The following is a 12920-nucleotide window of genomic DNA, read 5'->3' on the forward strand; positions in this document are numbered from 1 at the left end:
TCTTGCACAAAAAAGGGCGGCTTCCAGAGGAGCCCGCCCTACTTGATTCTTAAAGCCTCGGCCACTTGACCGAGGCTTCATTCACATCAGGCCGGAGCTTGACCTTCAGCCAGGAAGAACCAAGTTTCCAGTACGGAATCGGGGTTCAACGAAACGCTTTCAATGCCCTGTTCCATCAGCCATTTGGCCAGATCAGGGTGGTCCGAAGGGCCCTGACCGCAAATGCCGATGTACTTGCCAGCCTTGTTGCACGCCTGAATCGCGTTGGCCAACAGCTTCTTGACCGCCGGATTACGCTCGTCGAACAAGTGAGCGATGATCCCGGAGTCACGGTCCAGACCCAGCGTGAGCTGAGTCAGGTCGTTGGAGCCGATGGAGAAACCGTCGAAGAACTCGAGGAACTCTTCAGCCAGAATCGCGTTGGACGGCAGTTCGCACATCATGATGATGCGCAGGCCGTTTTCGCCGCGCTTCAGACCGTTCTCCGCCAACAGATCGATGACCTGACTGGCTTCGCCCAGGGTGCGGACGAATGGCACCATGATTTCGACGTTGGTCAGACCCATCTCGTTGCGCACGCGCTTGAGGGCACGGCATTCGAGTTCGAAGCAGTCACGGAACGCTTCGCTGATGTAACGCGAGGCGCCACGGAAGCCCAGCATCGGGTTTTCTTCTTCCGGCTCGTAGAGCTTGCCGCCGATCAGGTTCGCGTATTCGTTGGACTTGAAGTCCGACAGACGCACGATGACCTTTTTCGGCGTGAACGCAGCGGCCAGGGTGCTGATGCCTTCAACCAGCTTCTCAACATAGAAACCGACCGGATCGTCGTAGCCGGCAATGCGCTTGTCGACGCTGTCTTTGATTTCCTGCGGCAGCCCGGCGTAGTTTAGCAGCGCCTTAGGGTGAACACCGATCATGCGGTTGATGATGAACTCCAGACGGGCGAGGCCCACACCAGCGTTCGGCAGTTGCGCGAAGTCGAAGGCGCGGTCCGGGTTGCCGACGTTCATCATGATCTTGAACGGCAGATCAGGCATGGCGTCCACGGAGTTTTTCTTGATGTCGAAGCCCAGTTCGCCTTCGAAGATGTAACCGGTGTCGCCTTCAGCGCAGGAAACGGTCACGCCCTGGCCGTCTTTCAACAGCTGGGTGGCGTTGCCGCAACCGACCACGGCCGGGATGCCCAGCTCGCGAGCGATGATCGCCGCGTGGCAGGTACGACCGCCACGGTTGGTGACGATGGCACTGGCGCGCTTCATGACCGGTTCCCAGTCCGGGTCGGTCATGTCGGAGACCAGAACGTCGCCTGGCTGGACTTTGTCCATCTCGGACACGTCCTTGATGATCCGCACCTTGCCGGCGCCGATGCGCTGGCCGATGGCGCGACCTTCAACCAGCACGGTGCCGGTTTCTTTCAACAGGTAGCGTTCCATGACGTTGGCCGAGGTACGGCTCTTCACGGTTTCAGGACGGGCCTGAACGATGTAGAGCTTGCCGTCGTCGCCGTCTTTGGCCCATTCGATGTCCATCGGGCACTTGTAGTGCTTCTCGATGATCATCGCTTGCTTGGCCAGTTCGCTGACTTCGGCGTCGCTCAGGCAGAAACGTGCGCGATCAGCTTTGTCCACGTCGATGGTCTTGACCGACTTGCCGGCCGTGGCCACTTCGCCGTAGATCATCTTAATGGCCTTGCTGCCCAGGTTGCGACGCAGGATGGCCGGACGACCGGCTGCCAGCGTGCCTTTGTGGACGTAGAACTCATCCGGGTTCACCGCGCCTTGTACGACGGTTTCACCCAGGCCATAGGCGCCGGTGATGAACACCACGTCACGGAAGCCCGACTCGGTATCGAGGGTAAACATCACGCCGGCGGTGCCGGTTTCGGAGCGGACCATGCGCTGCACGCCGGCCGACAGGGCCACCAGCTTGTGGTCGAAGCCCTGGTGCACGCGATAGGAAATGGCGCGGTCGTTAAACAGGGACGCGAACACCTCTTTGGCGGCGCGAATAACGTTTTCGACACCACGGATGTTCAGGAAGGTTTCCTGCTGACCGGCGAAGGAAGCATCCGGCAAGTCTTCGGCGGTAGCGGAAGAGCGCACGGCCACGGCCATGTCAGGGTTGCCGGCCGACAGCGTAGCGAACGCAGTGCGGATCTCGGCGTTGAGCTTCTCGGGAAATTCGGCTTCCATGATCCATTGGCGGATCTGGGCGCCGGTCTTGGCCAAGGCGTTGACATCATCGACGTCCAGGGCGTCGAGGGCGGCATGGATCTGACCGTTCAGGCCGCTCAGTTCCAGAAAATCACGATAAGCCTGAGCTGTCGTGGCGAAGCCACCGGGCACCGATACACCGGCACCTGCAAGGTTACTGATCATCTCGCCGAGGGATGCGTTCTTGCCCCCTACGTGCTCTACATCATGGACGCCGAGCTTATCGAGGGAAACTACGTACTCTACCAAGGTGATCTCTCCACTAACTGTGTTGGAAAAGCTCAGAAGCCGGCTGCTACAGGGAGCGTTTGCCGGCTGTATGGCCTGGACCTGGAAAATAAGTGAGAATGCGGGCCACTGGCGGCCGGCAAATCGCGCCTATCATATCCAAGAATGATCATTAGCTTAAGGCCCAAGGTGCAAATGAAACGATCTGCTTTCTTTATTTCCGACGGCACCGGCATCACAGCCGAGACCCTCGGCCAAAGCCTCCTGGCGCAGTTCGAAAACATTACCTTCAGCAAATTCACGCGGCCCTACATCGACAACGTGGATAAAGCGCGGGCCATGGTACAACAAATCAACAAAGCCGCCGAAAACGACGGCTTTCGGCCGATCATCTTCGACACCATTGTCAATCAGGACATTCGTGAGATCCTCGCAACGTCCAATGGTTTCATGATCGACATTTTCTCGACCTTTCTGGCGCCGCTTGAACAGGAATTGACCGAGCATTCTTCCTACACCGTCGGCAAGTCCCACTCGATTGGCAGCAACTCCAATTACATGGAGCGCATCGAGGCGGTGAACTTCGCCCTCGACAACGACGACGGTGCGCGCACGCATTATTACGACAAGGCGGACCTGATCCTAGTGGGCGTGTCGCGTTGTGGTAAGACGCCGACGTGCCTGTACATGGCCATGCAATTTGGCATCCGTGCGGCCAACTATCCGCTGACCGAAGACGACATGGAGCGCCTGCAACTGCCAGGTACCCTGCGCGCCCACCAGCACAAACTGTTCGGCCTGACCATCGACCCGGACCGCCTCACCGCGATCCGCAACGAGCGCAAGCCCAACAGCCGCTATTCGAGCTACGCCCAATGCGAATTCGAAGTGCGCGAGGTGGAAAATCTGTTCCGCCGCGAGAACATTCCGCACATCAATTCCACGCATTTTTCGGTGGAAGAGATTTCGGCGAAGATCCTGGTGGAGAAAGGTGTGGAGCGGCGGTTCAAGTAGTTCTTTAGCGGCTGCCAGACCAGCTTCGCGGGCAAGCCTCGCTCCTACAAGGGCACCTACATCCAAGGAGCGAGGCTTGCCCGCGAAGAACGATTACACGGTTTCAGTTAATGCCCCCACCAACGCCTCAAACCCGTTCAGCAACAACCGATCATCCCCCGCCGAATTGCAAACACTCGCCCGAACATACTGCGGCACCGCCCCCTGCCCGACCGCAAACGCCTCGGCGGTGGCGATCAGATAATTATTCTCCTTGAGCTCGGCCGCAATCTGCGATGCCCGCCAAGGCTCAGGCACTTCAATCCAGAAGTGCGGACTATGGGGATGGGTTTTGTACACCAAACCCTCCAACAGCCCACTGACCAACGCCTTGCGCCGACTGATCTCAACAATCTGCTGGCCCAGCAACTGCTTGGCAATCCCGTTTTCTATCCACAGACTCGCCACCTCCAGCGACAGCGGGCTGGCCATCCAGCACGTCCCGCGCACTGCTGCGCTCAAACGTCCGATCAACGGTTGCGGCGCATGCAGGTAACCGACCCGCAAACCCGCCGATACGGCCTTGCTCAAACTGCCGATCAGCACCGAGCGCTCCGGGGCGAAATGACTGAGCGGTAACGGGCGCTGTTGCGCCAGCACGGCATGGGCTTCGTCTTCAAAGATCAGCAAATTGTGCTGACGACACAGCTCTGCAATCGCCTCGCGTCGTGCGACGGACATCACTGCAGCCGTAGGATTCTGGATCGTCGGCGTGCAATACAGCGCTGAGACACGATGGTTGCGGCAAACCTCCTCCAGGGCATCGGGCATCAGCCCTTCATCATCCATCCCGACGCCGATGAGTTTTATCCCGAGTTGGCGTGCGACGCTGATCAGCCCCGGGTAGGTCAAGTGCTCCGTCACCAACGTATCGCCCGCCTTGAGCAACCCCATCAAGGCACACAACAGACCGTGCTGGCCGCCGTTCACGCAAACGATCTGCTCGGCGCTCGGGACAAACGCTTGATGCCTGAGCCATTTCGCGCCCGCCGCACGATAGCGTGGCAAACCGACATCGGCGGTGTAGCCGCTGATGTGTTGCAACGCCTCAGGATCAAGGGACAACGCTTGCAGGCTCTGACTCAAAAACAGCGCTTCCTGCCCCGGAATCGGTTGAATGCGGCTCATGTCGAAAAACGCCTGCGGTTCATCGCTGACATTACGAAAGCCACGGTCCCGCGGTCGTTCCATCCCGCGCTGACGCACATACGTGCCATCTCCTACGCGAGCGACTACCAAACCCACACGTTCGAGTTCCCCGTAAGCACGGCTGATGGTGCCGATGGTCACTTGGAGGCTGTCGGCCAACAGTCGATGAGGCGGCAATTTGCAGCCGGGCTCGATCAGCCCCTCGGCAATGCCTTTTTCGACAGCTTCAGCAAGGCGTTTGTATTTCACACCCAGACCGTTGACGAGGCCGTCGCGCAGGATTGACACCATGGCAATACTTGTTTTGACAGTCATTCAAGTCCCGAATAGCGTGCTTAAAACAGGTTCAATGAGGGATAGACCTTTTGCAGATGAAGGTCAATTTCGACAATAACAGGAGCTTGATCATGTCCATTGCCGTCAGCGCGCCTTCAAGTCTTTTAAAACCCTGGCTGGCCGCCCTGGTCACCAGCGTGTTGTTCCTGATCGTTTGCTTGAGCTGGGGCACGACGTGGCTCGGGATCAAGATTGCCGTTGAAAGTGTGCCGCCGCTAACCGCCGCCGGGCTGCGGTTCCTCATCGCCTTTCCGTTGTTCCTCAGCTTTGCCCTGCTGCGCCGCGAGCCGCTGCTGTTTCCGAGGGGAAGCCGCGGGTTCTTTGTCTTCGTCACGCTGTCGTACTTCAGCCTGCCGTACTACTTGCTCAACTACGGCGAGATGCACGTTTCGTCTGGCCTGACGGCGCTGCTGTTCAGCTGCATGCCGGTGTTCATCCTGATGTTTTCGGCGCTGTTTCTGCGGGAGAAAATCTACCCCTCACAACTGCTCGGCATCGCCATCGGGTTCGGCTCCCTGTTCATGATTATCCGCAGTCAGGGGCTGCATCTGGACCACGCCGAATTGTTCGGGGTGCTGGCGATTCTCTGTGCCGCAGTGATGCATGCGCTGTGTTACGTGGTGACCAAGAAACACGGCAGCGCGATCAGCGTGATCACCTACAACACCCTGCCGATCGGCATCGCCGGGTTGTTGCTGTTTAGCGCGGGATTGACTGTCGAAGCACCGGTGTTCGACGCCATCACCGCACGGTCGTGGAGCGCCCTGCTCTATCTGGGGCTGGTGGCGTCGGTGGGCGGGTTTATCGTTTACTTCCTGCTGCTCAAGCGACTGAGCCCGATCATTCTGTCGTTTGTGTTCATCATTTTTCCGGTGTTCGCGGTGATCCTCGGTGCCTGGTATGAGGGGCAGAGTCTTTCGCCGCAGCTGATGGTTTACTCGGCAGTTCTGCTGACAGGGTTTGCCATTACCAAGCTGCCGGTGGAGAAGTGGCTGGCGCCCGCCCTCGGACGTACGCCAGCGCCGTAGGCTCAGATCACAAACAAATCCACAAACCGATTCACCGGTGTCGCCTCAAGCGCCGCCTGGTCCTTGCACAACGCAAAGATCTCAGCGCTGCGCTGAGCGTTGAAGCGGGTCGCCAGGTTGCCCTTGAACTTGTCTTCCAGTAACGGAATGCCGTCGCTGCGGCGACGGCGATGGCCGATGGGGTACTCCACCAACACGTTCTCGGTACTGGAGCCATCCTTGAAGAACACCTGTATCGCGTTGGCAATGGAGCGCTTATCGGCCTCCAGGTATTCGCGGGTGTAGCGCGGGTCTTCGACGATGACCATTTTTTCGCGCAGCACGTCGATGATCGGATGCGCCGCGTGGAAGTCGTCCTCGTACTGCTCGGCCACCAGATTACCGAACGCCAGCGGCACGGCAGTCATGTACTGAAGGCAATGGTCACGGTCCGCAGCGTTGGCCAGCGGGCCGACCTTGGAGATGATGCGGATCGCCGATTCGTGGGTGGTGATGACGATTTTGTCGATTTCGTGCAGGCGATTTCTGACTTGCGGGTGCAGGGTCACCGCCGCTTCGCAAGCGGTTTGTGCGTGGAACTCGGCTGGAAAGCTGATCTTGAACAGTACGTTTTCCATTACGTAACTGCCGTACGGCCGGGAGAAGCTGAACACGCGTTTGTCTTCAGGCTTGAGCGCCAAGTCGTTGTTGGTGTGGCTGAACAGCACGTCGTAGAAACCCCATTGCCTGGCAGTCAGCACGCCGGGAATGCCCATCTCACCACGCATCGCAATGTCCGCCAGCCGCACGCCGCGACTGGACGCATCGCCTGCCGCCCAGGATTTACGCGATCCGGCATTCGGCGCATGACGGTAAGTGCGCAGCGCCTGACCGTCGGCAAAAGCGTGGGATAACGCTGACAACAACTGCTCGCGATTGGCGCCCATGAGTTTGGCGGTGACTGCCGTGGAGGCAACTTTCACCAGCAGCACATGATCGAGGCCTACGCGATTGAAGGAGTTTTCCAGCGCGATGACGCCCTGAATCTCATGGGCCAAGATCATCGCTTCGAGCACTGCGCGAATCGTCAGCGGCGCGTCGCCATTCGCTAGGTGTTTTTGCGACAGGTGATCGGCCACCGCGAGAATGCCGCCGAGGTTATCGGACGGATGGCCCCACTCGGCCGCAAGCCAAGTATCGTTGTAGTCGAGCCAGCGGACGATGCAACCGATGTCCCACGCAGCTTTGACTGGATCGAGACGGTAAGGGGTGCCGGGCACGCGAGCGCCGAACGGAACGACGGTGCCTTCGACGATCGGGCCAAGGTGTTTGGTGCATTCGGGGAAACGCAGGGCCAGGAGACCGCAGCCGAGGGTGTCCATCAGGCAGTTGCGGGCAGTGTCCAACGCTTCTTGGGATTCAATTTTGAAGGTCAGGACGTAATCGGCAATATCCTGCAGGACCGTGTCGTAGTCGGGGCGGTTGTTCAGGTCGACGTTGGCGCTCATGTTCGATTCACTCTTGAAGTGGTTCGTTGATGGGACCTCGGCTCAGGGATCAATCTCAGTCGGTTACAACATTCTTATTTTGGAGCGCGGTCCTGTAGGAGCCAGCGGTGCGGCGATCCGACTTGCCGGCGAAGGCGATCTTGAGGACGCCTTCGCCGGCAAGCCGTGCTCCTACAGGGGATAGGTGTGGGTCAGAAAGAATCGCCCGGCACACGGATGTAACCTTCCATCAACACCCGCGCACTGCGGCTCATGATGGCTTTGTTCACGGTCCATTCGCCGTTCACCTGGCTGGCTTCAGCACCCACGCGCAACGTGCCGGACGGATGCCCAAAGCGCACAGCATTGCGTTCGATGCCGCCCGCCGCAAGATTCACCAACGTGCCGGAAATCGCCGCCGCCGTACCGATCGCCACCGCCGCCGTGCCCATCATTGCGTGATGCAACTTACCCATCGACAACGCGCGCACCAGCAGGTCGACATCACCCGCCGCAATCGCCTTGCCACTGGAGGCAATGTAGTCTGCCGGCATGGCAACAAAGGCAACCTTCGGCGTGTGCTGACGCTTGGCCGCTTCGTCCAGATCCTTGATCAGGCCCATGCGCAACGCGCCGTAAGCCCGAATAGATTCGAACATCGCCAACGCTTTCGGATCGCTATTGATCGCGCCTTGCAGCTCAGTGCCGGTGTAGCCGATGTCTTCGGCGTTGACGAAGATGGTCGGAATACCGGCATTGATCATGGTCGCCTTGAAGGTCCCGACACCCGGCACCTCCAGGTCATCCACCAGGTTGCCGGTGGGAAACATCGAACCGCCACCGCCCTCTTCTTCCGCTGCCGGGCTCATGAATTCGACCTGCACTTCCGCGGCCGGAAAGGTCACGCCATCGAGTTCGAAGTCGCCGGTTTCCTGTACCTCACCCTGGGTGATCGGCACGTGGGCGATGATGGTCTTGCCAATGTTGACCTGCCACACGCGAACCACCGCAACGCCGTTCTGCGGAATGCGGCTGGCGTCCACCAGACCGTTGCTGATAGCGAACGAACCCACCGCTGCCGACAGGTTGCCGCAGTTGCCGCTCCAGTCGACGAAGGGCTTGTCGATGGAGACCTGACCGAACAGGTAATCGACGTCGTGATCGGCCTTGATGCTTTTCGACAGGATCACGGTTTTGCTGGTGCTGGAGGTCGCACCGCCCATGCCGTCGATTTGCTTGTCGTACGGGTCGGGGCTGCCGATCACCCGCAGCAATAAAGCATCGCGAGCCGGGCCGGGAATCTGTGCCGCTTCGGGCAGGTCTTTCAGGCTGAAAAACACGCCTTTGCTGGTGCCGCCACGCATGTAGGTGGCGGCGATTTTAATTTGAGGGGCGATCTGAGGTGCGTGAGCCATTGGTGCTCCTACTGCTTATCCTAAAAGCATGCAGACACGGGACTGAAATCCCGTGCCCGCACAGCATTCGTTAAACGGCAACCGCCGACTCTTCGAGGAAGTCCTGGGCGAAGCGTTGCAACACGCCGCCCGCCTCGTAGATCGACACTTCTTCGGCGGTGTCGAGGCGGCAGGTCACCGGCACTTCGACGCGCTCGCCGTTCTTGCGGTTGATCACCAGCGTCAGCTCGGCACGCGGGGTGCGCTCGCCAATCACGTCGTAGGTTTCGCTGCCATCGATGCCCAACGTCTTGCGGTCGGTGCCCGGTTTGAATTCCAGCGGCAACACGCCCATGCCCACCAGGTTGGTGCGGTGAATGCGCTCGAAGCCTTCGGCCGCAATCGCTTCCACACCCGCCAGACGCACACCTTTGGCTGCCCAGTCGCGGGACGAACCCTGACCGTAGTCGGCGCCGGCGATGATGATCAGCGGCTGCTTGCGTTCCATGTAGGTTTCGATGGCTTCCCACATGCGCATGACTTGGCCTTCCGGCTCGACGCGAGCCAAAGAACCCTGTTTGACCTTGCCGTTTTCCTGAACCATTTCGTTGAACAGTTTCGGGTTGGCGAAGGTGGCACGCTGTGCGGTCAAGTGGTCGCCTCGATGGGTCGCGTAAGAGTTGAAGTCCTCTTCCGGCAGGCCCATTTTCGCCAGGTATTCGCCGGCGGCGCTGTCGAGCATGATCGCGTTCGACGGCGACAGGTGATCGGTGGTGATGTTGTCCGGCAGCACTGCCAGCGGGCGCATGCCCTTGAGCGGACGAGCGCCAGCCAACGCGCCTTCCCAGTACGGCGGACGGCGGATGTAAGTGCTCATCTCGCGCCAGTCGTACAGCGGCGTCACTTTCGGACCGGTGTCTTCGTGGATGGCGAACATCGGGATGTAGACCTGACGGAACTGCTCCGGTTTGACCGACGCCTTGACCACTGCGTCGATTTCTTCGTCGCTCGGCCAGATGTCTTTCAGGCGGATTTCCTTGCCCTCGGCGTCCAGGCCCAGCACATCTTTTTCGATGTCGAAACGGATGGTCCCGGCGATGGCGTAAGCCACCACCAACGGCGGCGAAGCGAGGAACGCGTTCTTGGCGTACGGGTGAATCCGGCCGTCAAAGTTGCGGTTGCCGGACAAGACCGCCGTGGCGTACAGGTCGCGGTCGATGATCTCTTGCTGAATCACCGGGTCCAGCGCGCCGGACATGCCGTTGCACGTGGTGCAGGCAAAAGCGACGATGCCGAAACCGAGTTGCTCCAGCTCGCTGGTCAGGCCGGCCTCGTCAAGGTACAGCGCCACGGTTTTGGAACCCGGCGCCAGGGAAGATTTCACCCACGGTTTGCGGGTCAGCCCGAGCTTGTTGGCATTGCGCGCCAGCAGGCCGGCGGCGATGACGTTGCGCGGGTTGCTGGTGTTGGTGCAACTGGTGATGGCGGCGATGATCACCGCACCGTCCGGCATCTGGCCGGGTACTTCGGTCCACTGGCCGGAGATGCCTTGGGCGGCGAGGTCCGAGGTCGCAACGCGCGCGTGCGGGTTGCTCGGGCCGGCCATGTTGCGCACCACCGAGGACAGGTCGAAGCTCAACCCACGCTCGTATTGCGCATTCTTCAAGCTGTCAGCCCACAGACCTGTGGTCTTGGCATATTGCTCTACAAGCTGCACCTGCTCGTCTTCACGGCCGGTGAGTTTCAGGTAGTCGATGGTCTGCTGGTCGATGTAGAACATCGCCGCCGTGGCGCCGTATTCCGGGGCCATGTTGGAAATGGTCGCGCGGTCGCCGAGGGTCAAAGCGCAGGCGCCTTCGCCAAAGAACTCCAGCCACGCACCGACCACTTTTTGCTGACGCAGGAACTCGGTCAGCGCCAGCACCATGTCGGTGGCGGTGATGCCCGGCTGCAGCTTGCCGGTCAGTTCGACGCCGACGCTTTCCGGCAGACGCATCCACGACGCGCGGCCGAGCATCACGCTTTCAGCTTCCAGACCACCGACACCGATGGCGATCACGCCCAGTGCATCGACGTGCGGGGTGTGGCTGTCGGTACCGACGCAGGTGTCGGGGAACGCCACGCCGTCGCGCACCTGGATCACCGGAGACATTTTCTCCAGGTTGATCTGGTGCATGATCCCGTTGCCCGGCGGGATCACGTCGACGTTTTTGAACGCCTTCTTGGTCCAGTTGATGAAGTGGAAACGGTCTTCGTTGCGACGGTCTTCGATGGCGCGGTTTTTCTCGAACGCCTCCGGATCAAAACCACCGCGCTCGACGGCCAGGGAGTGGTCGACGATCAGTTGCGTCGGCACCACCGGGTTCACTTGCGCCGGATCGCCACCTTGCAGAGCGATAGCGTCACGCAGGCCGGCGAGATCGACCAACGCGGTCTGGCCAAGAATGTCGTGGCACACCACGCGGGCCGGGAACCACGGGAAATCGAGGTCGCGTTTGCGCTCGATGAATTGCTTCAGGGAATCGGTGAGCGTGGCCGGGTCGCAGCGACGCACCAGGTTTTCCGCCAGCACGCGGGAGGTGTACGGCAGAGTGTCGTAGGCGCCGGGCTGGATGGCCTCGACAGCCGCGCGGACGTCGAAGTAATCCAGATGGCTGCCGGGCAGCGGTTTGCGGAATTCAGTGTTCATCGTCAAGACTCGGTCACGGTGGTTACAAAAGGTGGGGCCTGGCGCTAGCTCTGAAATTCACACGATCCACTGTGGGAGCGAGCTTGCTCGCGATGACTGAGTCACATCCGACATTGATGTCGACTGACCCGACGCTATCGCGAGCAAGCTCGCTCCCACAGGGATCTTCATTCAATTCAGATCCCGGCTTCGGCCCCCACCGATCAGCGTTGTTCGATTGGCACGAACTTGCGCTGTTCGACGCCGACGTACTCGGCGCTCGGGCGGATGATGCGGTTGTTGGCACGTTGTTCGAACACGTGCGCCGCCCAGCCGGTCAGGCGCGAGCAGACGAAAATCGGTGTGAACAACTTGGTCGGAATGCCCATGAAGTGGTACGTCGATGCATGGTAGAAGTCGGCGTTCGGAAACAGTTTTTTCTGCTCCCACATGGTCTTGTCGATGGCTTCGGAGACCGGGAACAACACCGTGTCGCCCACTTCGTCAGCGAGTTTTTTCGACCAGCCCTTGATCACCTCGTTGCGCGGATCGTTGTCCTTATAGATCGCGTGGCCGAAGCCCATGATCTTGTCCTTGCGCTCAAGCATGCCGAGGGTGCCTTTGATCGCCTCTTCCGGCGAGCTGAAGCGCTCGATCATTTCCATTGCCGCTTCGTTGGCGCCGCCGTGCAGCGGACCACGCAGCGAGCCAATGGCCGCCGTGACGCAGGAATACATGTCCGACAGAGTCGAGGCGCACACCCGTGCGGTGAACGTCGACGCGTTGAACTCGTGTTCCGCGTAGAGGATCAGCGAAACGTTCATCACTTTGACGTGCAACTCGCTCGGCTTCTTGTCGTGCAGCAGGTGCAGGAAGTGGCCGCCGATGGATTGCTCGTCGCTCACGCAGCTGATGCGTTTGCCGTCGTGGCTGAAGCGATACCAGTAGCACATGATCGCCGGGAACGCGGCCAGCAGGCGGTCGGTAATGTCGTGTTGTTCGGAGAAGTCTTTCTCCGGCTCGATGTTGCCCAGGAACGAGCAACCGGTGCGCATCACGTCCATCGGATGGGCGTCGGCGGGGATGCGTTCCAGCACTTCTTTGAGCGCTTGCGGCAGGTCGCGCAGCTTGCTCAATTTGCTCACGTAAGCCGCGAGTTGTGTTTTGGTCGGCAGTTCGCCGTAAAGCAGCAGGTACGCCACTTCTTCGAACTGTGCGTCAGCCGCCAGGTCGCGAACGTCGTAGCCGCGATAGGTCAGGCCTGCGCCCGACTGGCCCACGGTGGACAGTGCGGTTTGCCCGGCAACCTGGCCACGGAGCCCGGCGCCACTGAGTACTTTTGCTTCGGCCATTGTCTTCTCCTTTCTTGAATTTATTAGGGACAG

The 12920-nt window shown here is 60.0% G+C and carries 8 protein-coding genes; 2 read left to right on the plus strand and 6 right to left on the minus strand.

All coding sequences use genetic code 11. The features are described from left to right. Positions 1-86: 86 nt before the first annotated feature. Positions 87-2462, minus strand: a complete 2376-nt coding sequence (ppsA, locus tag ACYZTR_RS19135) for a phosphoenolpyruvate synthase (RefSeq protein ID WP_461973307.1) — start codon at positions 2460-2462, stop codon at positions 87-89. A gap of 174 nt (positions 2463-2636) precedes the next feature. Here ppsA and ppsR point away from each other — a divergent pair, with 174 nt between their 5' ends. Then, positions 2637-3455 (plus strand): posphoenolpyruvate synthetase regulatory kinase/phosphorylase PpsR, encoded by an 819-nt coding sequence (gene ppsR, locus ACYZTR_RS19140; protein ID WP_131062994.1) that lies wholly within the window; start codon positions 2637-2639, stop codon positions 3453-3455. Positions 3456-3548: 93 nt separating this feature from the next. Here ppsR and ACYZTR_RS19145 read toward each other — a convergent pair whose 3' ends face one another. Next, positions 3549-4958, minus strand: coding sequence for an aminotransferase-like domain-containing protein (locus ACYZTR_RS19145; protein ID WP_461973309.1), 1410 nt, complete (start codon positions 4956-4958; stop codon positions 3549-3551). Positions 4959-5095: 137 nt separating this feature from the next. Between ACYZTR_RS19145 and ACYZTR_RS19150 the strand changes: the two genes are divergently transcribed. Further along, positions 5096-6007, plus strand: coding sequence for a DMT family transporter (locus tag ACYZTR_RS19150; RefSeq protein WP_461979798.1), 912 nt, complete (start codon positions 5096-5098; stop codon positions 6005-6007). Positions 6008-6009: 2 nt separating this feature from the next. Here the strand turns inward: ACYZTR_RS19150 and prpD are convergent, their stop codons facing one another. The 4 genes from prpD to prpC all read right to left on the minus strand — a co-directional run bounded on the left by prpD (position 6010) and on the right by prpC (position 12887). Beyond that, the gene (gene prpD, locus ACYZTR_RS19155; protein ID WP_461973311.1) at positions 6010-7494 is read right to left on the minus strand and encodes a 2-methylcitrate dehydratase; all 1485 of its coding nucleotides are present in this window, start codon (positions 7492-7494) and stop codon (positions 6010-6012) included. A gap of 191 nt (positions 7495-7685) precedes the next feature. Continuing rightward, on the minus strand, positions 7686-8888 hold the full coding sequence (gene prpF, locus ACYZTR_RS19160; protein ID WP_461973313.1) for a 2-methylaconitate cis-trans isomerase PrpF: 1203 nt from the start codon (positions 8886-8888) through the stop codon (positions 7686-7688). A gap of 70 nt (positions 8889-8958) precedes the next feature. Further along, positions 8959-11556: a Fe/S-dependent 2-methylisocitrate dehydratase AcnD gene (gene acnD / locus ACYZTR_RS19165; RefSeq protein ID WP_461973315.1), complete on the minus strand. Its 2598-nt coding sequence runs from the start codon at positions 11554-11556 to the stop codon at positions 8959-8961. Positions 11557-11759: 203 nt separating this feature from the next. Continuing rightward, the gene (gene prpC, locus ACYZTR_RS19170; protein ID WP_449644337.1) at positions 11760-12887 is read right to left on the minus strand and encodes a bifunctional 2-methylcitrate synthase/citrate synthase; all 1128 of its coding nucleotides are present in this window, start codon (positions 12885-12887) and stop codon (positions 11760-11762) included. Positions 12888-12920 lie beyond the last annotated feature (33 nt).

It is taken from the genome of Pseudomonas sp. Hz4 (assembly GCF_054898165.1).